20 protein-coding genes, 1 pseudogene and 1 riboswitch are annotated in these 26,415 nt (G+C 25.5%); of the genes and pseudogenes, 4 read left to right on the top strand and 17 right to left on the bottom strand.

All coding sequences use genetic code 11. The annotated features are described in order from the left end of the window. Position 1: 1 nt before the first annotated feature. On the bottom strand, positions 2-568 hold the full coding sequence (locus O212_RS0103345) for a sigma-70 family RNA polymerase sigma factor (protein ID WP_024613745.1): 567 nt from the start codon (positions 566-568) through the stop codon (positions 2-4). 190 nt (positions 569-758) lie between these two features. Here O212_RS0103345 and O212_RS0103340 point away from each other — a divergent pair, with 190 nt between their 5' ends. Further along, positions 759-1,373 carry a methyltransferase gene (locus O212_RS0103340; protein ID WP_024613744.1) on the top strand — a complete coding sequence of 205 codons (615 nt, stop codon included), beginning with the start codon at positions 759-761 and terminating at the stop codon, positions 1,371-1,373. Positions 1,374-1,424: 51 nt separating this feature from the next. On the opposite strand, the gene O212_RS17005 is transcribed toward O212_RS0103340, so the two are convergent. Genes O212_RS17005 through O212_RS0103320 form a run of 3 tightly spaced genes read right to left on the bottom strand, consistent with a single transcriptional unit; the run spans position 1,425 to position 2,537 of the window. Next, positions 1,425-1,556 (bottom strand): CPC_1213 family protein, encoded by a 132-nt coding sequence (locus tag O212_RS17005; RefSeq protein ID WP_278244684.1) that lies wholly within the window; start codon positions 1,554-1,556, stop codon positions 1,425-1,427. A 26-nt stretch (positions 1,557-1,582) separates the two neighbouring features. Continuing rightward, entirely contained in the window at positions 1,583-2,017 is a 435-nt protein-coding gene (locus O212_RS0103325; RefSeq protein WP_024613743.1) for a DUF2383 domain-containing protein, read from the bottom strand. 52 nt (positions 2,018-2,069) lie between these two features. Continuing rightward, positions 2,070-2,537, bottom strand: a complete 468-nt coding sequence (locus tag O212_RS0103320; RefSeq protein ID WP_024613742.1) for a L,D-transpeptidase — start codon at positions 2,535-2,537, stop codon at positions 2,070-2,072. Positions 2,538-2,642: 105 nt separating this feature from the next. On the opposite strand from O212_RS0103320, the gene O212_RS16820 reads away from it, so the two are divergent. Then, positions 2,643-2,798, top strand: a complete 156-nt coding sequence (locus O212_RS16820; protein WP_173391476.1) for a hypothetical protein — start codon at positions 2,643-2,645, stop codon at positions 2,796-2,798. A gap of 35 nt (positions 2,799-2,833) precedes the next feature. Here the strand turns inward: O212_RS16820 and O212_RS0103310 are convergent, their stop codons facing one another. From O212_RS0103310 to O212_RS0103300, 3 genes are all read right to left on the bottom strand, one after another. Beyond that, positions 2,834-4,252, bottom strand: coding sequence for a peptidoglycan binding domain-containing protein (locus O212_RS0103310; RefSeq protein ID WP_024613741.1), 1,419 nt, complete (start codon positions 4,250-4,252; stop codon positions 2,834-2,836). Between the two features lie 493 nt (positions 4,253-4,745). Further along, entirely contained in the window at positions 4,746-6,056 is a 1,311-nt protein-coding gene (locus tag O212_RS0103305; RefSeq protein WP_278244683.1) for an NCS2 family permease, read from the bottom strand. Between the two features lie 67 nt (positions 6,057-6,123). Continuing rightward, positions 6,124-6,225: riboswitch (purine riboswitch) on the bottom strand. Positions 6,226-6,370: 145 nt separating this feature from the next. Beyond that, positions 6,371-8,071 (bottom strand): ABC transporter ATP-binding protein, encoded by a 1,701-nt coding sequence (locus O212_RS0103300; protein WP_024613739.1) that lies wholly within the window; start codon positions 8,069-8,071, stop codon positions 6,371-6,373. 274 nt (positions 8,072-8,345) lie between these two features. On the opposite strand from O212_RS0103300, the pseudogene O212_RS16360 reads away from it, so the two are divergent. Then, positions 8,346-8,877, top strand: a pseudogene (locus tag O212_RS16360) (asparagine synthase C-terminal domain-containing protein); the annotation flags it as partial. 51 nt (positions 8,878-8,928) lie between these two features. On the opposite strand, the gene O212_RS0103290 reads toward O212_RS16360, so the two are convergent. The 6 genes from O212_RS0103290 to O212_RS0103265 all read right to left on the bottom strand — a co-directional run bounded on the left by O212_RS0103290 (position 8,929) and on the right by O212_RS0103265 (position 17,806). Beyond that, positions 8,929-9,459, bottom strand: a complete 531-nt coding sequence (locus O212_RS0103290; protein WP_024613737.1) for a DUF1949 domain-containing protein — start codon at positions 9,457-9,459, stop codon at positions 8,929-8,931. A gap of 17 nt (positions 9,460-9,476) precedes the next feature. Continuing rightward, positions 9,477-10,205, bottom strand: a complete 729-nt coding sequence (locus tag O212_RS0103285; protein WP_024613736.1) for a nitrite reductase — start codon at positions 10,203-10,205, stop codon at positions 9,477-9,479. A 154-nt stretch (positions 10,206-10,359) separates the two neighbouring features. Further along, positions 10,360-13,578: an MMPL family transporter gene (locus tag O212_RS0103280; protein WP_024613735.1), complete on the bottom strand. Its 3,219-nt coding sequence runs from the start codon at positions 13,576-13,578 to the stop codon at positions 10,360-10,362. 360 nt (positions 13,579-13,938) lie between these two features. Further along, complete coding sequence (locus O212_RS0103275) at positions 13,939-14,094, bottom strand: zinc-ribbon domain-containing protein (protein ID WP_024613734.1); 156 nt, start codon at positions 14,092-14,094, stop codon at positions 13,939-13,941. A 204-nt stretch (positions 14,095-14,298) separates the two neighbouring features. Continuing rightward, the gene (locus O212_RS0103270) at positions 14,299-16,080 is read right to left on the bottom strand and encodes an ABC transporter ATP-binding protein (RefSeq protein ID WP_024613733.1); all 1,782 of its coding nucleotides are present in this window, start codon (positions 16,078-16,080) and stop codon (positions 14,299-14,301) included. Continuing rightward, positions 16,073-17,806 (bottom strand): ABC transporter ATP-binding protein, encoded by a 1,734-nt coding sequence (locus O212_RS0103265; protein WP_024613732.1) that lies wholly within the window; start codon positions 17,804-17,806, stop codon positions 16,073-16,075. The genes O212_RS0103270 and O212_RS0103265 overlap by 8 nt, the downstream gene beginning before the upstream one ends. A gap of 466 nt (positions 17,807-18,272) precedes the next feature. Between O212_RS0103265 and O212_RS0103260 the strand changes: the two genes are divergently transcribed. Next, positions 18,273-19,388, top strand: coding sequence for a DEAD/DEAH box helicase (locus O212_RS0103260; protein WP_029699148.1), 1,116 nt, complete (start codon positions 18,273-18,275; stop codon positions 19,386-19,388). 29 nt (positions 19,389-19,417) lie between these two features. Here O212_RS0103260 and O212_RS16145 read toward each other — a convergent pair whose 3' ends face one another. The 4 genes from O212_RS16145 to O212_RS0103240 form a co-directional block, all read right to left on the bottom strand. Next, on the bottom strand, positions 19,418-20,494 hold the full coding sequence (locus O212_RS16145) for a helix-turn-helix transcriptional regulator (RefSeq protein ID WP_024613731.1): 1,077 nt from the start codon (positions 20,492-20,494) through the stop codon (positions 19,418-19,420). A 169-nt stretch (positions 20,495-20,663) separates the two neighbouring features. Then, positions 20,664-23,297, bottom strand: a complete 2,634-nt coding sequence (gene ygjK / locus O212_RS0103250) for an alpha-glucosidase (protein WP_024613730.1) — start codon at positions 23,295-23,297, stop codon at positions 20,664-20,666. A 329-nt stretch (positions 23,298-23,626) separates the two neighbouring features. Beyond that, the gene (locus O212_RS0103245; RefSeq protein WP_024613729.1) at positions 23,627-25,621 is read right to left on the bottom strand and encodes an ABC transporter permease; all 1,995 of its coding nucleotides are present in this window, start codon (positions 25,619-25,621) and stop codon (positions 23,627-23,629) included. Beyond that, positions 25,611-26,381: an ABC transporter ATP-binding protein gene (locus O212_RS0103240; protein WP_024613728.1), complete on the bottom strand. Its 771-nt coding sequence runs from the start codon at positions 26,379-26,381 to the stop codon at positions 25,611-25,613. Before O212_RS0103240 ends, O212_RS0103245 begins: the two co-directional genes overlap by 11 nt. Positions 26,382-26,415 lie beyond the last annotated feature (34 nt).

Below are 26,415 nucleotides of genomic sequence, written 5' to 3'. Positions count from 1 at the left end.
TTTAAAGTTCCTCCTTTAATTTTAAATATAGAGGGGCTTTTTCTTTTAATTTTCTTTTACACCTATACACTCTATTATTTATAGCTGATTCTGTAATTCCTTTTTCTTTGCATATACTACTTACAGACATCCCCATAAAATATTTCATTATAAATATATCTCTATCTAAATTATCTAATGTGTTTATAAGATTTATAATTTCCTTTTTATTTTCACTATTTAAAATATCGTCTTCAACATGAATCTTATATCCTAAATCAATATCATAAGATGGAACCTCAACTTTTTTTGATATTTTTCTATAATAATCAATTGCTTTAAATTTGCTTATCTTTGCAATCCAACTTTTAAAATTATTTTTCTCACCATCAAACTTTTTGGAATTATTCCAAACTGCCATAAATATATCATTTATACACTCTTCCATTAGTTGCTTATCAGAATATTTACTTAATACTTTATAAGTAATACCTTTAACTAAAGGCAAGTAAATATCAATAATAAAATTTAGTGCATCTTCATTACCCCTTTTAAGCTCTTTTATATAATTATTTTCATCTACCCTCATTAAATTTTCTCCTTACCTTAAGGTTTTGTAAAAGCCTTTACACCTTATATAACGAAATCTTTAAAAAAATCTCTCATGTAATTGAAATTATAATTAAATTCTTTTCAAAATTCCATATTTTTCATTTAATTGACTATGTTAATATTTAATACTATTATTTTTATGTATAGAAAACAAAAGAGGTATTTTAATGAACGAACAATATTACGAAGAATTACTAAATATAAAAACTAATAAAAAACAAGACTTAAATGAAACATCAATACATTATAATAGATACGAACCTACTGAATATTCAGCTCTAAATGAATTATTTAATCATTACAAATTAAAAGACACTGACTCAATAATTGACTTTGGATGTGGAATGGGAAGACTTAATTTTTTCATAAATTATTTATTTAACTCTAAAGTTACAGGAATAGAAATGAATCATTATTTTTACAAAGAGGCTTTAATTAATAAAGAACATTTTTTAGAAAAACATAATAAAGAACAAAGTAAAATTAATTTTTCTTGTATTTTAGCTGAAAAATATAAAATTAATAAAACTGATAATAAATTTTATTTTTTTAATCCATTTTCTGTTCAAATATTTATGAAAGTTTTAGATAATATTTTAGAATCAGTTTATAAATATAAAAGAGATATAGAACTTATATTATTTTATCCATCAGATGATTATATTTTCTTTTTAGAAAACTACACATTTTTTATGTTATCTAAAGAAATACGACTTGAAAACTTTAAAACTGATCCAAGGGAAAGATTTTTGATATATAAACTTGCTTACATAAATGAATAAAATGGTATCCACATTTTAGTGGATACCATTTCTATTTTTAATATTAACCTTTTAAATTTTAAAATCATTTGGATTATGTTCTTTAGCTTTTGTTTCTCCAAATACAGCTCTTGAACTTTCCTCTTGACTATTATGTTTTATTTTCTTATGCTTTTTTTCATGTGGTTTCATCTTATTTCCCATTTATATCACCTCTATAATAGGATGGCTTAAAGTAATTTTTCATATTCATCAATATTATTTTTATATTCATTTAATATATTCAAAAAATTTAATTTTATATTTTCAGGCAAATCAGTATTAAATTCTTCTAACAATTTTTTTATAGATTTAACTCCCATTGAAAGACCTTTTATAGTGCTTTTTATAACTTCATTATCTTCATCTATCGTTAAATTTATTATATTTGAAAAGCCTTCTATTATCTTTCCTAAAACTCCTTCATTATTTGAAGGCTTATAATTTTCTTCACTTATTATCTCTCTTAAAAATCTTTTATGCTTTTCAATAATTTTAATAGAATTATTAAGTGAATCAATTAAATTTTCATCATTAGCTTTTTCTATAAGCTTTAAAAATTCTTTTTCACCCATTATAACTCCTTGAAGTTGTTCATTTAATCCTTTTATAACACTATTTTCCATAAAACTCCTCCTATTAAAATACTACTATTAATATTTGTTATTGTTATTTAACTTATGCAATTATAACAGGTGTTAAATTAGGTATGTTATCATATATCCATTTTGCATTGTTAGTTAAAAGTCTTATACATCCATGACTAAGTTCCATTCCAAGCCTAGAGTCTATTACATATTTACCATTGCTATCATATAAAATAGAATGATAGTAGTATCTTCCAATAAATCTTGTTGCATATTTAGCCCTATACTGATTAGTTCCAAACCAAGGTTTTCTTCCTGTTATATAAAAATATCCTTTTATAGTTGGAGTAGTCTTTTTTCCAACTGTACATATCCATTTATAAATCTCATCCCATTTATCACCATTTTCTTTGAATATATAAGTATATTTTGTTTTCAATGATGTTGTAATTAAATATCCTGTAGTGCTTTTTATATTATTTTCATTTACAAAAGCTAACATATCAATATTAAAATTTTTAAAATCAAGAGAATTATATATTTCAACAGGATTTTTCATAAAATTACTCCTTAAAATATTTTTTCCTACACATTATAATATTAACTATTTATATTTTGTGATTTTAAGCCATACTAATATTGAATAATTTATGGAGGTGATATTATGCCAAAAGATAGTCAACCAGATAAAAAAACTTCAAGAATGCCAAAATGTAATTGCCAAACTTCACTTACTAGCGAAGAAGGTAAAAACCATAATAGAACAGCAAAAAAACATTCCGTAAAACGCGAAGGTTTTCAAAGTCAACATATAAATTAAACAAAAAAATACGAGTGAAAAATCACTCGTATTTTTTATTTATAACAAACAACAGGTGTTCCTGATGTTATGTTATTAAATATTGTTTCTGCAACTTGTGGTGGTAAATTTACACATCCATGTGAACCTTGATTTTCGTATATTTTCCCACCAAACTTATCTCTCCACCATGCATCATGAAGTCCTATACCTCCATTAAACGGCATCCAGAATTTAACTGGTGTTTTATAATTTTCACCTTTTAGTGTTGCATCTTTTTCTTTGTAATTTAAGAAATATACTCCAGCTGGTGTTGCCCAGTTTTTGCTTTCATTACCTGTAACAATATCACCCTCTGTAACAAGTGCACCATCTTTATAATACCAAACGTGTTGTTTATCTAGGTTAACTTCAACATATGTATTTCCTATATCATTAGTTCCATAAGATAATGAAGTTTGTGAATATATTGGTTTTCTTGTAACTTTTTTGCCTTCTTTTATTTCTGAAATTAATGTTTGAACTTCTTCTGGAACATTTATTTTCCATCCATAAGATCCGCCACTTACTTTTGCAATAGTTCCTAATGAAGTTTTAAAATCTCTAGTCTTTCCTACTGTATCATATTGATTAGCTAATCCATTTACATAGTTTGAAACCGCTTGATCATTAATTATAACGTTCATGTTCTTGTCCACATTAATCCAATTATGAATTATTGATCCATTTAAATTTATTTTACTATCTCCAATAGTATATGTTATATCTGAAGATACATATTTATTTAAAGTATTTTGGGCCTCTATAACCTTTTTAGAATCAGCTAAAAACTTAGGATTATCGTAACAATTTGCTTTATCTAAATTTATGCTTGTTTGTCCATTATGAATTGCATCTACAACTTCTTTATATAACTTTTCTTTATTAACTTTATTACCATAGACTTCTTTTATAATTTCATACTTTCCATCTATATATTTAAAGCTAGCATTTTTAGGATTAACTATTTTAGCTTTGTCAAAATAAACCATATTATTTATAGTATTATTTAAAAGCTTATCATCATATGATGCTAAAATATCTATTTGAGTATCTTTATTTCTAAAAATTTCTATAACCCACTTAAAAGGGCTTTGTTTTTCTTTTAACTCTTTAATAGTTTTAGCTGCATCATATTTTAATCCTATTTCCTTTGCAGTTATTACTTCGTTAACTTCATTTCTTCCTTCTAATTCTAATTTATAATTCCCGATTTTATCTTCAATCTTTTTATTAGCTTCTTCAACAGTATCTCCTGATATACTTATTGAATTAACAGATGAACCAAAATAAAAATGATTAACAAAGTACATGGACATTCCTAAATATATAGCAAGTAAAATAGATATAGAAATTATAACTCCTATTATAATTTTTTTACGATTAGTATCCTTGTTTCTTTCACTTCTTCTACCTCGATCATTATCTTTTTCCATAATAATAATTCCTCCCTATAATACTATACCAAACTTTAACTTAAAAGGTTGTCCTTTTTTGATACAGTAAACCGATATTAAATTTTTATTTACAATTTCCTCTGTTTTTAAGTAATAAATTTAAAATTTTTTAAATTTATTACTTAAAAACCTACTTTAAACTTTATTTTATTTATCTAAATTATATTTTAAATAATAATTAAAAATATATTAAATCTAATATATGCAATAAAGCATATTTAATTATATTCGTATTTTTAAGTTTTGCCAATTACTATTTGATTACAAATTTGATTTATTAATATTTTTTTATCCTAATAAAGTATATATATGTATTTAAACTCATATATTATACTAAACTCTGTATAAATGGTTATAATTATAACCTAATTTGTGAGTTCTTCTTCTTTTTAACCCAAAATCAAAGGGAACTATTTTAAATAGTTCCCTTTTAATTTTATAAAATAAATTTTTAATATTTAATTTATATTCATTATGACAAACCAAATATAAAATAAAATGTAAATAATCCAGCCAAAGTGTACATTATAGGATGAACGCCCTTAAAATTGCCTTTCAAAACCATTAATACAACGTAAGCGCAAAATCCAAAAGCAATTCCTATAGCTATACTATATGATAATGGCATTAATATAACTGTTAAAAAAGCAGGTATTGCAATTTCTGGCTCTTTCCATTCAATATCAGCTAATGATGCACACATAAGAGATCCAACAATTATAAGTGCTGGTGCTGTTACTTCAGAAGTAACTACAGAAAGAAGTGGTGAAAAGAAAGTTGATAATAAAAACATTCCTCCAACTATAACACTTGAAAATCCAGTTTTAGCTCCTACAGAAGCACCTGATAGAGATTCAATATATGATGTTGTATTAGTTGTTCCAAATATAGAACCAACACATGTTGCAATTGAATCTGCAACTAAGGCTCTAGATCCATTTTCAATAGATCCATCTTCTTTAACAAGTCCAACCTTTGCACCAACAGCAACCAAAGTTCCTGCTGTATCAAAGAAATCCATAAATAACATTGTAAATACAACCATAAGCATTTGTGGTGTAAATACTTCTTTTACATTTGAAAGTGCATATCCAAAAGTAGGTGCTATTGATGGTACTGAAGAAATTACTCTACTTGGAGTATCTATAAGACCTGATATTATTCCAACTATTACCGTACATATCATACCAACAAAAATTGCTATTTTAACTTTTCTTGCCATTAATGCACCTGTAAATAAAAGACCAAATATAGCAAGTAATACTTTAGGACTTGTCAAATTTCCTATTGAAACGAAAGTAGCATCATTTTGCACTACTATTCCCGCCCCTTTAAATCCTATAAATGCTATAAATAAGCCTATTCCAGCTGTAACTGCTGATTTTAAATTCCCTGGTATTGCTTTTATTATAAGTTCTCTAAGTCCTGATACTGAAATTATCACAAATATTATTCCTGAAACTAAAATTCCTGAAAGAGCAACTTTCCATGAGATTCCCATCTCTCCACAAACAGTAAAAGCAAAAAAAGCATTTAATCCCATTCCTGGTGCAAGTGCCATTGGAAAATTTGCATATATACCCATTATTAATGTTCCAAATGCAGCTGCTAATGCTGTTGCAACAAATACACTATTTTTATCCATTCCTGTTGTACTTAATATATCTGGTATAACGAATAACACATATGACATTGTTATAAACGTTGTTATTCCCCCAATTAATTCACCTTTTAAAGTAGCATTTCTTTTTTCAAACTTGAAAAATTTTGAAATAAAATTCATCTTTTGTATTTCCTCCTTTAGCTTTTAATATTTTATTATAATTTTGATTAATCTAAAGGATTGTTTCTATACTCTTTAGAAAAATCGTAGTCAAACCATTTACGGTGGCTTGGTAGAAACTATCGAACCTTATTTACGATATTATACGATTATTTTTTTATTTTTTAAACTTTATATTTCGTATATTTATATAATATTATACTTAATTCATTTAGTCAATATTCGTGTTTATGTTTTTTAAAATTAAATTTTTGCATATAAATATAAAAAAGTATAAGTTTTTTAAGTTAAATTAAAAAACTTATACTTTTTTTTTATTTTCTATGAAGCTTTGAATATACTCCACCTTTTTCTATAAGATCTTTATGAGTACCTCTCTCTTCTATTCCATTTTCAGTTAAAACAATTATTTCATCTGCATTTTTTATTGTAGATAATCTATGAGCTACAATTAAGTTTGTTCTATTTTTACTTAACTCTTCTAATGACTTTTGTATTTCTTTTTCAGTTACATTATCAAGAGCTGATGTAGCTTCATCTAGTATCATAATAGGAGGATTCTTTAAAAATATTCTAGCTATTGATACTCTTTGTTTTTGTCCTCCTGATAATTTTACTCCTCTTTCACCTATATAAGTATCATATCCATTTGGAAGAGACATTATAAAATCATGTATTTTTGCCCTTTTACAAGCTTCTATTATATCTTCATCTGTAGCATTGTTATCTCCTATTGTTATATTTTCCTTTACTGTACCTGTAAATAAAAATACATCTTGTGCTACAACTCCAATATTATTTCTAAGAGAATTTAAACTTACATCTTTAACACTTACGCCATCTATTTTTATATCACCATATTCAAAATCAAAAAATCTTGGTATAAGACTACATAGAGTTGTTTTACCACCACCAGAAGGTCCAACAAGTGCTACTGTTTTTCCTGCATCTATTTTTAAATTAATATTATTAAGTACTTCATTTTCCTCTTCATATGTAAAAGATAGATTTTCTATTTCAATATCACCTTTTACTTCTTTTAATTCTATTGGATTTTCACATTCTTTTTCTGTTTCCTCGTGAATTATCTCCATAAATCTTTCAAATCCAGTCATACCATTTTGATATTGCTCTGTAAAGTTTATTAGCTTTCTAATAGGCTGCATAAACATTTTTACATAAAGTAAGTATGCAGCAAAATCACCTAAAGTAATATAATCCATATAAGTAAAATATCCTGCAACTATTAAAACAACTAATTCTAAAAAGTCAGTTCCAAAAAACATACCAGAAAAGTAACTTGCCATTACTCTATACGCTTTTTCTCTAGCCCTTTTAAATACTGCATTAGATTCCTTCATCTTTTTAAGTTCTTCTTCTTCGTTACAAAAAGATTTAGTAACTCTAATTCCAGCTATACTATTTTCTAAAGTAGCATTAACTTCTCCAATTTTAACCCTAGTTTCTTTAAAAGCTCTACTCATTCTTTTTCTTTGAGTTATTGCAAATAAAATTATAAGTGGAAGTATAGAAAAAACTATTATTGTAAGTGGAACATTTATTCCAAGCAATATAAAGAAAGACCCAAATATAATTACTATAGATATAAATAAATCTTCAGGTCCATGATGTGCAAGTTCTGATATATCCATAAGATCATTTATTATTCTAGACATTATAACACCTGTTTTGTTATTACTAAAATAAGAACTTGGGAGCTTTTGAAGATGAACAAATACCTTTTCTCTCATATCAGCTTGCATCCTAACCCCAACAACATGTCCCCAATATTGCATAAAATAATTTAAACCAGCTTTCAGTATAAATATTAGTAATAATGTTACTCCAAATATTACAAGCAACCTAAAATTCTTTTCTGGAACAACATCGTCCATTATATTTCTTGTTATCATAGGATATACCAAATCACATAAAGCTACTGTAAAGGCTGCAAATAAGTCTAATATAAATAGCTTTTTGTAAGGCTTATAATATTTTATAAACTCTTTAAGCATAATTTATCCCTCTCTTTCGTATTAAATTTTATTATTTAATATACATTATATCAAATATTTATAATTTATCTAAAAATTTAAAAGTTGTATTATAAATTATCATTATAATACAACTTTTAGTTTATTTTTGTTACAAAGTTTTTTTACTTAGTTATAGCAGTATTTACTTCATCTAACATTTTATTTGTTGATATAATTCCTCCATCACTTAAATACCATTAATGAGTATCTAAGTAAACTATATTATTATTTTTATAAGCTTTAGTTTTATTTATTAAATGAAGTACCCCATTTAAGTGGTGAATCTTCAGAAGAATATAGAATGAGAGAATTATTTTATTTAAATCTTAAATGGTTTATGGTAACTCTTCTTACTCGTAAAGATAGAATGAGTATGGCAAATAGCCTTGAAGTTAGAGTTCCTTTTGCTGACAAAAAAATTGTTGAATATGCTTTTAATATTCCAAGTAATATTAAATTATTAAATGATAGAGAAAAAGGTCTTTTAAGACAAGCATTTGAAGGATATTTACCTCAAGATATACTTTATAGAAAAAAGAGTCCCTACAAACTCATAATCCTTTGTATACAGACTTAGTTTGCAAAGAAATGAGTAATATTCTTCAGGATAAAACTTCTCCTATATTACAAATTATAGATATAAAAAAATTAAAGAAATAGTAGATACTAAGGGTTCATCTTATAAAACACCATGGTATGGTCAACTTATGACAGTTCCTCAATTAATTGCTTATTTAATTCAAGTAAATATTTGGCTAAAAGATTATAATATTATAATTGAATTATATTATATAAAAACTCTGATAAAACAATTATTTGTTTATCAGAGTTTTTTCTTAACAAGCATACATATTCGCATTTAAATTATCTTTTGTATAATCTTTTAATTTTTTATATAAAGCTTCATTAACTTTAGCCTTTATAGATACTAATCCACTAAAATCAATATTATCAATATTTCCATCATTACTTTCTATTATGTTTCTAATTGGAGAAAATATACTATAATCACATTCTATAAATACATTTAAGTCATCTTCATCTTCTTCAGATTCCTCAATTTCTTCTCTATAATTTGCTCTACAAACACTACTATCTTTTGAGTCTAATATATAAAATCTTAATTTATTACTTCTTGGGAATTCTCTTTTTTCTATTGTTTTGAGAAGTTTTTTCAACTTATCTATATTTAAATTATAAAATTCTTCCTTATGAAATCCATCTTCATAAAGATTATAACTATCTTCTAATTTTTCTATAATAACTTTTCTATTTTTTTTGTATGACCTTATATCCAAACAATTTAAAGGCTTTAAACTTTCTAGTCTCTTAATTGAATCTAATACAAAATTATCAATTGATACCATTTAAAGCCACCTCTCTTCTATTTAATCTTACTATCAAATATTTTATTTATAGAGTTTTCTACCTCTTTTAAAGAAACTCTTTCTATAAGCTCTGCAAATCTTTCATTTTCATTTGCATTTTTATCATAATATTCAATTATTGATTCTATAATATTCATAAGTTCTTCTCTTTTAAATTTTCTTTCCATAGGCTTTGCAAGTCTTGCATTTCTTCCAAGTCTTCCACCTAAAAATATTAAATATTCTATATTTGAAGTTTCTAAATTTCTAGTTGGCATTATAGATAAATCATTACTTTGTGCTTTTCCATAACTATTTACACATCCAAAAACTCCAATTTTAAACTTACCAATAAGATTTCTTCCAAAAAATTTATCTTCAATTTCATTTCCAAGCTTTCTTGTATCTATAAGTCCATGTATACATACATTTCCTTTACATGCTATTACTGCTCTAACAGTTTTTCCAGCTCCACCAATTCTTAATCCATTTTCTTTCGCATAAGCTACTACATTTTCTATATTTTTTTCTTCTATATAAGGAACCTCAACTGTTAATCTACTAGTTAAGCTTACTTCTCCATTACCATATCTTTTTGCTATATTACTTAATGCTATTATTTCATCTGCTTCAAAATATCCAACTTTACTTAAAAATCTAATTGTATAATAACCCTCTTGCTTCTGAGCTAATATACCCCTCTTTTTTAAATTCATTTTTTCATCATATGTTAATCTTAAGCTCATCACATTCCCTCCACTTTACACTATAAATTATAATTTTATTATACATCCATTATATAAATAAGTAATATATTATTATATTATTTATTATATAAGTAATTTATTATATATAATTATAAAAAAGAAAACCTAATTTTTAGGCTTTCTTTTTTTATAATTAATCAGTATGATTATTATCCTTTTTTTCTATTACAACTTTAAATGGCCACCAATTTGCCTTACCAAATATTTTAACCATAGCTGGAATAAATAGTGGTAATATAACTACAACATAAAGTACTATACCTGTTAACACAACCATTGATATTTCAACAAGTGATAATACTCCTGAAGGAAGTAATGCTGCAAATGTTCCACTTAATATAATTACTGCTGAAAGTATTACGCCTCCCATTAATCTCATTGTTGTAACTATGCGAGTCTTCATATCACTATTTTCATCTTGATTAAATCTTGTCATTATAAATATAGAATAATCTATGCCAAGAGCCATCAACACTACGAATCCGAAAAATGATGTTATCCATGAGATACCTGGATATCCCATTATCTTTTCAACAACAAACTGAATTATACTTATTGAAGTAAAATAAGTTAAAATAAGTGATGCCATCAAATATATTGGCATTACTAATGATCTTAAAATTATTACTAATGCTATGGATACCCCAATAATTACAAATACTAATGCTTTATCATAATCTTTTTGAGCCATCATTTTAGTTTCATAAGTTGTACTTGCTATTCCTCCAACTCCAATATTTGCATTTTCAAGATGTGTTCCTTTAACACTATTTTTAACTACATTTTCAAGCTTTGGAATTGCATCTACTGCTTCATTTGAGTATGGATTCTTTGTTGTTATTACATTTATAACAGCAAGCTTTCCATCTGAACTCATATATTGGTTTAATGATTGTCTAAATTCACTATTACTAAATACTTCTACTGGAACACAAATTCCAGAAAGGTTATATGAAAGATTAGACCAATCATTAATGAATCCATTTGCATATCTAAGACCATTTTGTATCTCTTCAATACCATTTGAACCAGTTTTTAATCCATCTGATAATTCATTTATTTGTGAGCTAAATTCTTTAAATCCATTTTCTATTTGTTCTTGTCCTGCTGCTATTTTAGATAATGCACTTGATATTTCAGGTACTTTTCCTGATATTTCTTTTCCACCTTTCAATGATTTTGAAAGTCCTGAATCTAACGCATTTAATCCATTTTCAACCTGTTCTATACCTGAATTAAAATTATTTAAGTCATTTATTATTTTAGTTTTTTTGTTATTTAATTCTTTTAAACAATTATTTAAATAATTTATATCACTATTTAAACCCTTCACTTTATTTAATAAATTATCATTTGCTTTACCTTGAATATTATTAGTATTACTGTCTAAACTATTTAAATCATTTATAAATTTTTGAAAATTCTTATCTTTTTCTGCTTCAGGATGAATTTTTAAATATTCATTTAAATTATTTTTAACTGATGATATAGTATCTTTTATCTGTTTATTATTAACATTTACTAATCCATTATTATCAATTAAATTATTAAAATTACTTACTTTATCTAATATTTCACCTGCTTTGCCTGTTATATCATTATAAGCATTTTCAATTTCTGTTTTACTAAATTTTAAACTATCTAATTTATTCTTTGCCTTATCTACTCCATCCTTAAGTTCTGTTGCTCCATTATGTTCTAAATTAATACTATTTACTAATTCATTTAATGCTTTTTGAAGTTCATTAACACCATTTTTAGTCTTAAGTGTACCATTTTGTAATCTTTCAGTTCCTTCTTCTGCTCCTTTAAGTTTTGACTTAGAACTGTTTATTTTATTTCCTGCTGTATTTAATCCATCTTTAATTTGATTTAGGCCTCCATTTGCTTTATTTATTCCTTTATAGACATCTCCTGCTTGATTATTAACATATATCTCATCTAACCTACTTCCTGTTGGTCTTGTAACACTTAGTACTGAAGTAATATCTTTATTTGAGTTTTCTATATCATTTGATATCTTTTCTATTAAAGCAATATATTCTGGCTTCTTCATGTTATCATCATTTTCAATATATATTGATACTGGTGAAGCTTTACCTATTCCAAAATCATCAGCTACAATATTAAATCCTTTTTTTGCTGAGTAATTATTACCTATTTCATTTAGATTATTAAAAGATTCATTCCAATTATTAAATAATATCGGTATAATCGTTATTACTAATATAGCTATCAATGTTGGTATTGGCTTACTAAAAGCAAAATTTCCAAGTTTACCCCACAATTTGTTTTCTTCAACTGAAATTTTCTTTTTAACAGGCCAAAATATATTTTTACCTAAAATCGTCATAACTGCTGGAAATATAGTAAATAATGCAATTATTAAAAATACTATCCCAATAGCAACTGCTACAGCACTTCTATAAAGATTAAATCCAATAAAATTTAATGATGCAAAAACTACAAATACAGGTATTGCACTTGACAATACAGTTTTCCCTGCTGTTTTATATGTAATTTTTACAGCTTCATATTTATCTTTACCTCCTGCTATTTCTGCTTTAAATCTATTTAAAAGCAATATAGAATAATCTGTTCCTATTCCAAACATAATACATATCATAAATATTTGTGTATAATTTGAAAGTGGAAAATTATATTTATTCGCTAGTATTGCTACAACAGATTGTGCAGCTAGATAACTTATTCCTACAGTAAGTAATGGCACAAACGGTGTAACTATTGACCTAAATAATAATATAAGAACGATAAATATAAATACAACTGTTATATTTTGAGTTTTATTAAGTCCACTTTGAGCTGCCAAATTAACATCTGATTCTATTAGCTTTTCTCCTGTAAGATATGTAGAAACTCCTGGTGTATTTAGCTTACTATCTATAGCTTTTTTTATTACATTAGTTTTATCACCCTTAGGGTCTATTGTTATTAATGCCATTATTGTTTTATTATTATCTGATACTAATTGTGATTTTAATTCTGGCGTATCAAAACTATCTACTATACTTTTTATATAAATACTATCTTTATCCTGTTTTAAATTTTCAATAGTATTTTTAATGTTTTGTTTATCAATATTATTTAGTCCATTATCTGAATGAAAAACTGCTATGTAGCTATCATTACTATTAAACTTGTTATTATCTTTTAATATACTTGAAATTTTTGAAGAATAATCATTAGGTAATTGAATTCCTCCTTTAACACTAACTAATTTAGTTAGAGATGGAGAATTAAATACTAAGACTAATGCTACTACACACCATAAAATTAATATTCCAAAACTATAAACCTTTTTTAAATTTTTTTTGCTATTACCTTCTTTCATACATCATCCACCTTTTCTTTTTTGCATTAGTACATAAAGAAATATAACACTTTATAAGATTTTTTCAAAAATTAAAAAATAGTTTGAAACAGTTATTTTTAAAAATAATTTATAATTTAATTATTTTGTATATACATTATTAATATAGTTAAAAATATAAATCGTATATTTTTAAAGTTATATACATGTAATCTAAAAATTTTTCTCATTTATTAGCTTATATAATAAAATTCAGATAAATACTAGCTTATTTTTAAATATTTTATCTTTAATATACAAGTTAATGTAAACTTATTATTATATTTTTTTTAAACAATAAAAAAAGCTGTAGTTTACACTACAGCTTTATAATAATTTGAATTATCTTCTATTATTTTGTTCTTTTTTAGCTCTTCTACAAGCTGGACATCTTACAGGTTCATTTGTGAATCCTTTTTCTTTGTAGAATTCTTGTTCTCCTACTGTGAATACGAATTCTTCTCCACAATCTCTACATTTTATTGTCTTATCTGTCATAATAAATCCTCCTAAATTAAAAGATTCAAATTGATAATAACCTCTAATTAATTTAAGAGTAATTATATACCTAAGAGAAACTTTTCTTATTGTTAGCATTTCCTGCTACCAATTAATAATAACATATTATTATATATATAACAACACTTATTTTCTGTTTATTTAATCTTTTTTTGTTATTTTTTTCTTTTTGAAAAAATTATATTACTTATTTGCAAATTGACTATTATAAAGTTTCTCATAAAATCCTTTTTTGGCCATAAGCTCTTCATGATTTCCTTGTTCTATAATATTACCTTCATTAATAACTAATATTAAATCTGCATTACGTATTGTAGACAGTCTATGTGCAATAACAAAACTTGTTCTACCTTTCATTATGTTTTGCATAGCTTTTTGAAGTAGCTGTTCAAGCCTTGTATCTACTGAACTTGTAGCTTCATCTAATATAAGTATTGCTGGATCTTTTATTATAGCTCTTGCAATAGTTAAGAGTTGTTTTTCACCCTGAGATATATTTGATGCTTCCTCATTTAAAAACATATTATATCCATCAGGTAAAGTTTTAATAAAATGATGTACATTTGCAATTTTACAAGCATTAACTATTTCTTCTTTAGTTGCTCCAAATCTACCATACTCAATATTATCATATATTGTTCCATTAAAAAGCCATGTGTCTTGTAATACCATACCAAACATTGAACGTAAATCTTCACGCTTCATATCTTTAGTATCAACACCATCTATTTTTATCGAACCACCATTAATATCATAAAATCTCATAAGTAAATTTATTAATGTTGTTTTTCCTGCTCCAGTTGGTCCAACTATTGCAACCATTTGACCACTTTTAACTTTAGCATTTAAATCTTTTATTAAAATTTTATCTTTGCTATATCCAAACTTAACATGCTCAAATGTTACATCCCCACGTAAATTTTTAATTTTAATTGGCTTTATAGGGTCAGGTGTTTCTTCTCTTTCATCTAATATTTCAAATACACGGTCAACGGCTGCAAAAGCTGATTGTATACTTGAAGATAGCTGAGTTATTTGTGAAAGTGGTTGATTTATTTGCCATATATAACGAATAAATGCTTGTAAATTACCAACTGTAATTATCCCTTTAATTGCATAAATAGGTCCTATAAAAGCCATAACTGCAATTCCTAAATAAGTTACTAAAGAAACTAAAGGTGACATAAGTCCTGATACAAACTGTGCCTTAAATCCATTTGTACAAAGCTCTTCATTTATTTCTTTAAATTCCTTAATTGCATCATCTTGCTTTCCATATAACTTTATTTCATTAAATCCAGTATACATTTCTTGTACACTTCCATTTAACTTCCCTAAAGCATTTTGTTGTTTCTTAAATAACCTTTGAGATTTTTTTACTATAAATCTTGAAACTAAATAACTAATAGGAATAATTAGTGTTGCAAGTATTGCCATAGTTACATTAATAGTAAACATCATTGCCACAGCTAAAGTTACTGCAAGTATTGAGTTAACAACTTGACTAAAACTTTGTTGAAGTGCATTTGATATTGTATCAACATCATTGGAAATACGACTTAAAATATCTCCATAGCTATTTTTATCAAAATAACTTATAGGTAACTTTCTAATCTTATTTAAAAGAGAATTTCTTAAATCTCTCATTGTATTTTGAATTGCATTTGTTAATAAAAAGTTTGCTGCATAAGTTAAAACTGTATATGAAACATAAAGTATTGCTAGTATAATTAAAATTTTAGTAATATAAGCAAAATCTACACTTGCTCCTATTACCCCTTTTGACATTTCAATTACATCTTCTGTAAGCTTAGTAATTATAAGACCTTCAACCTTTGGAGATAATGCACTTATAATTGCTGCAAATACTATAAATAATATAGCCATCATAAAACCTATTTTATAAGGCTTTATATAAGGAGAAATTTTATTAAAAGTAATCTTTAAATTTTTAAATTTATTCATCTTCTAATTCCTCCTTTGTAAGTTGTGATGTAGCAATTTCATAATAAATTTCACAAGATTTAAGTAATTCCTTATGAGTTCCCTCTCCTACAACTTCACCTTCATTTAATACAATTATCTTATTAGCATCTAGTATTGAACTAATTCTTTGAGCAACTATTAAAACAATTGAATCTTGTATCTCTTCTTTAAGTTTAGCTCTTAATATAGCATCTGTTTTAAAATCAAGTGCTGAAAAACTATCATCAAATATATATATTTCTGGTTTTCTAACTACTGCTCTTGCAATAGATAATCTTTGCTTTTGTCCACCAGATACATTTGATCCACCTTCACTTATCTCTTCATCAAAACTGTTAGGTTTTTTTACTATAAAGTCATATGCTTGTGATACCTTAGCTGAATGAATAAGTTCATCCTTATTTGCATCCCTTTTACCAAACTTTATATTTTTACCTATACTTCCTGTAAATAATAATGTTTTTTGTGGAATAAAACCAATTTTAGTTCTTAGAGATTTAAGATCATAATCTCTAACATCTACTCCATCAATTTTTATACTTCCATCTGTAACATCATAAAATCTAGGAATTAAATTTATAAGTGTACTTTTACCACTACCAGTACTTCCTATAAAAGCTATTGTCTCACCCTTATTAGCAGTAAATGATATATTTTTAAGTACTGGTTCTTCTCCATAAGGATATGTAAAAGTAACATTTTTAAATTCTATTTTTCCTTCACCTTTTATATCTTTAATTCCATTTATAGGATTTTTAATTAATGGTTCTTCATCCAATAATTCTTGTATTCTATTTGCTGATACTTCTGCTCTTGGATACATTACAAAAACTAATGAAAATAACATTATTGAAAACATAGCATGAAATAAATATTCAATAAATGCAACTAATTGTCCGACTTCTAAAGATCCAGTATTAATCATATGACTAGAAATCCAAAATATAGCTATTATTGCTAAGTTAAGTAAGAAAAAGAATGTTGGTTGAGTAATTGACATAAGTTTGTTTAATTTTTTTGAAACATCAGCGTAACTTTCATTTGTATCTTTAAATCTTTCTGTTTCATGTTCTTCATTTCCAAAAGCTCTTATAACTCTTATTCCAGTTAAATTTTCCCTAGATATTCTATTTAATTTATCTAAACCTTTCTGTTGGCTTTTTGACATAGGGTGAGATGTTTTAGCTATAATAACTACTCCTGCTATTATAAAAGGAATTGTTATAGCTAATACTAAAGATAATGATAAGCTTGTTCTTATTATCATTATTAAACTGATAGTAAACATTACTGGTGTAATGAGTGCTGTTCTTAAAACAGTATTTACGAATTGTTGTAATTGGAATGCATCATTAGTAGTTCTAGTAATCATAGAAGATATTCCAAATTTATCATATTCACTATGAGAAAATTCTTGTGCTTTAGAAAATATATCATTTCGAATATCTCTTGTTATACTCGTTGAAATTTTTGAAGAACAATATCCCAAAATAATAGTTCCAATAGATCCTATTATAGATATAAGAACAATAATAATTCCCATTTCCCTTATATACGGGACATCATTATAAACAATCCCAACATCTATAATTTTAGCCATTACAGTTGGTATACCAAGTTCCACTAGGGCAAAGCCAAATACTGACACTATATTTAATGAAATTAAAATTTTATATTTTTTCAAATATTTTAAAATCAACTTCATAAAAAATCATCTCCTCTCTTTATAATTTTTAATTTATATTTTTATAAATATAATGTTCCTTATTTATTTGCAAAAAAAAATACCTTTATAATAGGAAAATCCTATTTAAGGTATGTATACCATGCAAACTTATAATTTACAGAGTAATACCAAAATCATTTATAATATACCTGTAACAAAATTAATTCTTACAGATTTATAAATAATTTTCATGTTATTCTTAATATTATTAATAATATACCATACCAAGAATTCATTGTAAATATTTATATTATTTGTATTATAATAGTTTATTTTTATAAAAATAATTTATTTTTAGGTAATAAATTTGTTGACTCACATAAATTTAAATGATATGATTATCTAGCAGTTGGTACGTAAAGTGCTAATTAATTGTGGAGCTTGGTTGTCTTTCGCCGGATACCAAGCTCCATTTTTATATTTTTTATTGAAAGGATAATAATTAATGAATTTTAATAATTTAGGATTAAATAATAATATAGTTAAAACTTTAAATAAAAATGGTATTAAAGAACCTACTCCTATCCAAGCTGAATGTATACCTTATATTTTAGATAAAAAAGATGTTATTGGTGAAGCAAAAACTGGAACTGGTAAAACTTTAGCTTTTTTACTACCATTATTTCAATCTATATCTACTAAAGATAATTTTACACAAGTTCTTATTATATCTCCAACTAGAGAACTTGCTATACAAATAACTGACGAAGCAAATAAACTTAATATAAATAATGAAATTAATATTCTTGCAGCCTATGGTGGAAAAGATGTTTCATCTCAAATAAAAAAACTTAAAAATACTATTCATTTAATAGTAGCAACTCCAGGTAGATTAATAGATCATATAAAAAGAAAAAGCATAAATTTAAGTAAACTTAAAACAATTGTTATAGATGAAGCAGACCAAATTCTTTTTATGGGATTTAAAAATGAAATAGATGAAATTATGAAGCATATTCCAAAAAAGCGTCAAACACTTTGTTTTTCAGCAACTCTTGATTCTAAAGTGAAAAAACTTGCCTATAGATATATGAAAGATCCAGTTTTAGTTGAAATTAAAGAAGAAAATATTACAGTTGATAAAATAAAACAAAATGTTGTTTTTACAACTGATAGATGGAAACAAGATTCTTTATGCGAGACTTTAAAAGAAGATAATCCTTTTATGGCAATAATTTTTTGTAGAACTAAAAGAAGAGTTGATGACTTAGAAGAAGCAATGCATAAAAGAGGATTTAACTGTCAAAAAATACATAGTGATATCCCACAAGCAAAGCGTGAAAGAACAATAAAATCTTTTAGAAAAGCTGACATTCAATATTTAATAGCAACTGATGTCGCAGCTAGGGGCATAGATATAACTGGAGTTACTCATATTTATAACTATGATGTTCCTGAAACTCCAGAAAGTTATATTCATAGAATAGGAAGAACTGGTAGAGCTGGAGAAGATGGTTATACTTGTATGTTTGTAGTTCCAAGACATGAAGGTCATTTAAATAAAATTGAAGAACTTTTAGATTATAAAATACCTGAGCGTAAAATTAATATAGAAAAATAAAAGATGGATTAATCACCCATCTTTTTTTATTATACTAACCTTTCTAATTTTTTAATTAATTCTTTAAATCTATCATCATCTTTTAAAAATTTATATTCACTCTCTTCTTCTAATTCACCCTTTAATATTTTTATTAAATTTCCTATAACATATTCTTTAGAATGAATAGCCTCTGAAAGTTTTACTCCATCAAATAATATATGCCCATTAAAATCATATTTATCATTTACATGTTCTATAACATATTGTATATGCTCTAAAGTTTTTAAATCATTATGCTCCTTTGCATACATAGATGCAAACATAATATTACTACTAACATTATATATTCCCTCTAATTTAAATATTTTTATTATTTCATTTTGAATATTAAGTATTTCTTTCGCTCTTTTTATATTGCTTTCTTTAAAAGAAATACTTATATAAGTATCTAATGCTTGTATAATATTAACAACTCTTTTTAAAGTTAAATTTATTAGTATTTCTTTTGCCTTATCATATTTATTTTGATTTATATAAAGTGCTATTAACATATCATCTCTATCCAATGTTACTTTTGGTAAACTTAATAAAATTTCTTCTGCTTTATCCCATTGTTCATTCATAGTATATAAAGAACTTAATATATATTTTGATGCTTCACTTATTTCATTATTAGGACTAGTGGAGGATTCTTCTAATAAAATAATAGCTTTATTTAAAATATCCTTAACTCTATCTTCACTAGTTGCACTTCCCATATACATCATATATAAAGAACCTAGTCTAAATTTTAAAAATAAATTATTAGGATATTCTATCAAAACTTTTTCTGAAGCTTCAAGTGCTTTTTCCATACCTTCATTTTCAAAAATTTTTGCTAAACTTTTCATAATTTCCATAACATCTTCATTAGAAATATCTTTATTAAAATTTAAAAGTTCATCTATACTTATATCAAAAAACCTTGCTATAGATGGTAATATAGTAATATCAGGATATGATATTTTGCTTTCCCATTTTGATACTGCTTGAGAAGATACTCCAACTGCATTTGCTAACTTTTCCTGTGTTATTTTTCTTTCTTTTCTAAGTTTATATATAACCTCACCAACTGATAGTTCCATAAAATTCTCCCTCAAAATATATTTATAAGATCTTATATTTAAATTATATAATTTATTATTTATCCAAACAATGGAAATATAGTTGAATAATAGTTTATTTATTTAACCATTAGTTAAATATAAAATAAATAGAGCAATGATAATATTGCTCTATTTACTAATTAAATTTTTATTTTTTTCTTCTCTTTATTAATCCTATTCCAGCAGCTATAGAAGTAGCAGCTAAAATCCCTGCAAATCCTAAATTGTATCCTGTGTCTGGCATAGGTTTACTATTATCAACACTTGGATTACTTTCATTACTTGGTTTATTATTTTCCGGTTTATTATTTTCTGGTTTGTTTTCTGGTTTGTTTTCTGGTTTATTGTTATCACCTGGTTTATTGTTATCACCTGGTTTGTTGTTATCACCTGGTTTGTTATCATCACCAGGCTTATTATCTTCTGGTTTACTATTTAATATTGGAATTGCTATAGCTTCTTGTGATGTAGTCTTTTTAGAAGTTAATGTATTTTTGTACATTAAATAATATGCTGATGCTGACCAACTAAAGTTTTTAGTATGAAGTCCTTCCCCTGTTTCTGGATTATAATTTTCTCTAATTGGGGCATCTCCCATTAAACCTTCTGCATTATTAAATAACTTTTTAGCCATTCTTTCAGCATCTTTATTATATCCATAATTTTGAAGAGCTTCTACGCCATATAATGCTTGATCAAGCCATACTGGTCCTCTCCAATATTTGCTTGGATTATATTTTGGATTATCTTTTGATGCAGTTGGAAAAGGAACAAAAGTATCGAATTTGCCTGGATCAACCATATTATCTTTAACTTTTTCTGCTTCCTCTTTAGTAGCCATTTTTGCCCATAAAGGAATCCAACCTTCAGTTCCTTTACCTCTTTCATCTAACATATTTTTCTTATTTCCATCTTCGCTTATTTGAAGATCATAGAAGAATCCTGTTTTTTCATCAAACATATTTTCACTTACATATTCTCTTACATATTTTGCTTCTTTATCATATTTATTTGCATCAGCTGAATTCCCAAGCTCCTTTGCCATTGATTTTAAGAATGCTTTTTCGGCATAAAGATATGCATTTAAGTCAACTGATTCTTGGTTTATAGAATATCCAAGAAGCTTTCCATTTTTATCTTTATTTTCAAATACTTTTACGCCAATATCTTCTCCGCCTGCTCCTTCTTTATCGAATCTTGTAGCATTATCCATACCACTTTCCCAAGCAGCTGCTAATATTACTTCGTCTTCATTAAATTTAGGATTTCCTTTTTCATCTTTTATAATATTTCCATTTTCATCATACAACCAGTGTGCATCATGTACCATTCCACCATATTCAGCTATACCATTTTTATTGTGATCTCTATTTGTATACCACCAATTATGATATTCAACTAGCTTAGGATACATTTCTTTTAAAAATGCCTTATCATTAGTTTCTTTATATACATTCCAAACTGCCCATGCTGCTAATGCTGGCTTTGAATTTCTTTCATTCCAGTTACCACCATCATCATTTCTTGCTCCATCTTTATTATAGAAAATAGCATCTATTATAGCTCCTTTATCTTGTGGTCTTAATTCATCATTTCCTTTAATTTGATAATCAAATAATGCTTTTATATTATCTTGAGCAAGCTCTCCATTAAATTTTGCTGTAGCTACTGCTTGTTTCCATGAGTCCCATGCCCACATTCCAATAAACCATTTATATGACATTGAAGGAACTATACCATCATGTTCAATTGCTCCTGCTGCACTTCTCCAGTTTGTAGTTAAAGTTTCTATAGATTTAACTGCTGCATTTTTATATTCAGGGTTATTTGTACTTTCTATTCCATTAAAAGTTTTATCTAAATACCCTTGCCAACGACTATTATTTTCTGAAAAATATTTATCTCCACTTTCTATGTATTTATTTAAATTTTTCTTTTCATTTTTTAACTCTTCATCAGTAAAAGTATAACTTTGAGTTGAATAAGTTTTAAATTCTTTTTTAGGTTCTATTTTAACTTCATTATTTAATTTAGTTACATATTCTTTACCTTTTACTTCTGTTTTTACATCTCCATCATATTGAACTGTAAATTTAGTTTCTGGAGTTGAAAAGAAATTCCAAGTATCTCTTAAATTTGAAAAATTAACCTGAACTCCTTTATCTGTCGCTTCTAAAGTTTGTTTTAAATCTATAACTCTACTTCCTGTATTAAGTTCTCCAAATATACTACCTGTCCACTCTAAATTTAATTTTAATTCTTTATTTGTTTTATTTTCTATTCTTGTTTGTATAAGTGCACTTCTATTACTTGCAAAAATAAGTTCTAAATTCAAATTAAAATCATTCATTTCATATGTTTGAACTAATTTTCCTGGATAATAATTAAATGTTACATTTTTTGCTTTAGTTAAATCATATTCCTCTTTTGTCTCTAAATTTTTTATAATAATTTTACTAATTGTTTTAGACATATTTGCTGGATACTCTTCTCCAATTATTACTGGTCCTGCAAAACCACCATATATATCTTTAGCATCTTTAGTTGGTAAATAATATCCATGCCATGCTCCCATATCTGAGAAGTTATTATATTTGTTTGTTGAATATGATCCATATATTTGTGATGTTGGATTTGCAGTTACATTAAGAACATTTTTAAAATCTGTAACCTTATCCCTTTTATCTTTAGCTAAGGCATTTATCCCTCCTAAATTCCCAACTAATACAGCTGTTAATAAAGCTGTTGTTAAAATTCCTTTCTTTTTCATTCTAAAAGCCATAAATAAAATCCTCCCCTATTTCTTTAATTATAATTAATTTTGTTAAAACAAAATTTCACTCTAAAAATATATAAAAAAATACCTAAACCAAACTTTTCTCACATCATAATCAAACCAAAATATTTTTATAATATTTCAGCAATATAATATAAGAATTTTAAATTTGATTTAGGTATTGCCTCAATTAAGAGTTACAAGCCTATTTTCAACATTTTTTGTATTTCATAACCAAATATTATCATGTAAAGGTTTTTATGTCAACATTTTATTACGTTTTTATTAATTTTTAGTAAATTTATAGCTGGATTAAAAAATCTAGCTATAAATAACTAATATTTATCATTTATATTTTTCTTTACACCAATATAAGTTGCAATAAAATATCCTCCATATATTAATAAAATAACTACTACTGTAATTATTATATTTTGTACAGTTTTTGAGTTACCAAATATAGCTACTATATGAGATGCTATCTTAAGCCCTACTATAGAATGCACTATCGCCAATGATAATGGAATAAAGAAATACATTGCAACCTGCATAAATATTGCTTTATTTATTATTTTTTTATCTACACCAATATTTTTTAACAATCTATATCTTTCTATATTATCTGTTGATTCAGAAAGCTGTTGTATTGCTAATATAACTGAAGCTGTTATTAAAAATATTATTCCAATATACATTCCAAGATATGAAGCTATTGCTCCAATTCCAACTGAATTTGATATCATTTCATCTTTACTCATACAATGTATTATATCTTTATCTTTAAGTTTTTTATTATTATATTCTCTTATCTTCTCTTCTATATTCTCTAATTTTTTCTTATCCTTTAAATTAATGTTTACTATTGATTGATTAATTTTTAAATTTTTTACTAAGTTATCATCTACAACAAAAACTAAAATATCTCCTTTCATAAGTCCATTCGCTGTAGTAATATTCATAACTTTATTATTTTTCGGTGTAAGACTTTTTCCATTCAAATTTATTTTAATGCCTTTTTTTAAACTCTCATCTATTTTAGGCATAAGATTATCTATATTACTAAATGCTAAATACTCGCTTTCATTTAAACTTATAGTTCTTTTATTCAACATTTTTAAAATAGAATTAAAATCCGATATTTTCATTACACTTATATTCTTATTACTTGTTATTGGGTAATAAGATTTCTCTTCTTTAATTGCTTTATGACTTAAAAAATCACTATATTTAATATTACTTTCATACATAATTGAACTACTATATTCATCAACATCATCTTTTAAATCAATATTGTACTCTCTTAAACCTTTTACTATGTTCATTCCATTATTGTTCCATATTGTTGCATCAAATTGAGTTAAATCTTTAAGTTCAGTATTTATCGCACTATTTATTCCAAGTCCTCCTGAAAATGTACATATTGCAATAAATAACATTAAACATATAAAAGACATTGATATAAATGTTGTATTAATTTTACTACTTATTTGTTTAGTTACAAACATATTTAAATCTTTTAAATAAAACTTCTTATTTGATTTAACTAATTTTAATAGAAACCCTGTCAATGAATAAAAAAATAAAAATGTTCCAACTGCTCCAAATATAATTACTACACCATCAATATTAAAACTTACAGTTCCAATGCCTTCACTTAATATTTTATAATAAGCATATCCAATCATAATAATACTTATTATAAATAAAACTACTGAAACCCATATATTTTTTATTGTTTGTTTTTCATTTTTCTTTGAAGCTATAAGTAAATCAACTAATTTTATTTTTCTAATACTTATACTATTAAAAAGTAACACTACTATATAAATAAGAACGAAGCATATTATTGTCTTTATAAAAGAACTATTTGAAAATACAAACTCAAATTTAGTAAAACTTGCTCTAAACATTTTAGCTGTAAGTACTGACATACCTTGTGATAATAATATTCCTAAAATTATTCCAACAACTAAAGAAAGTAGTCCAATAATAAAAGTTTCTAAAAAAATTAATTTTGATAAACTTCCCTTTTCAACTCCTAATGTCATATAAATACCAAATTCTTTTTTTCTTCTCTTAATCAAATAATTATTTGCATATATAATTAAAAAACCAAGTACAAATGCAATAAAAATTGATACAATTCCTATAATCTGATCTGCTAAATTAAAAGCATTTTTTTGCATTTCATCTAATTCCATTAATATGCTTTGAGATTTTATTGCATTAAAAGTATAAAATATACAAACACCAAATACTAAAGTAAAAAAATATATAGTATAATCTCTAAAACTTCTTCTTAAATTTCTAATGGCTAACTTAAAGTACATTGTTTGAATCACCTCCAAGAAGAGTTATGACTTCAATGATTCTATTAAAAAACTCTTTTCTTGAATCTGTTCCTTTTACAATTTCATTGAATATTTTACCATCTTTTATAAAAAGAATTCTGCTTGCATAGCTTGCTGTAAAAGCATCATGAGTTACCATCATTATAGTTGCATTTAAATTTCTATTTAAATATTCTAAACTCTCTAACAGTATTTTAGCTGATTTTGAATCAAGTGCTCCTGTTGGTTCATCTGCAAGTACTAAAGCTGGATTAGTAATTATAGCTCTTGCTGCTGCAGTTCTCTGCTTTTGTCCTCCTGATATCTCATATGGATATTTATTAAATATATCACTTATATTTAGTTTTTTTCCTATACTCTCTACTCTTTTATCTATTTCTTTATTATTTACTCTTTGAACTGTTAATGCTAATGCTATATTTTCATAAACAGTAAGTGTATCTAAAAGATTAAAGTCTTGAAATATAAATCCTAATCTTTCTCTTCTAAATTTTGAAAGGCTTTTATCTTTTATTTCTGTAATATCTTTCCCCTCTAAATAAATATGCCCACTAGTTACTTTATCTATGGTTGAAATACAATTTAAAAGTGTCGTTTTTCCGCTTCCTGATGCCCCCATAACACCAACAAATTCTCCTTCTTCTACAGAAAAGCTAATATCATTTATAGCCTTTGTTATATTCCCTTTCTTCCCATAATATTTTTCTATATTATTTACCTTTAAAATTTCTTTACTCATTTTTATCCTCCTAACAAACTCTTTGTAATTAAAT

It is taken from the genome of Clostridium sp. Ade.TY (assembly GCF_000498355.1).
Lineage (GTDB): Bacteria > Bacillota > Clostridia > Clostridiales > Clostridiaceae > Clostridium.
Note: the sequence above shows the minus strand (reverse complement) of the source record. Positions and strands in the feature narration are given on the sequence as shown.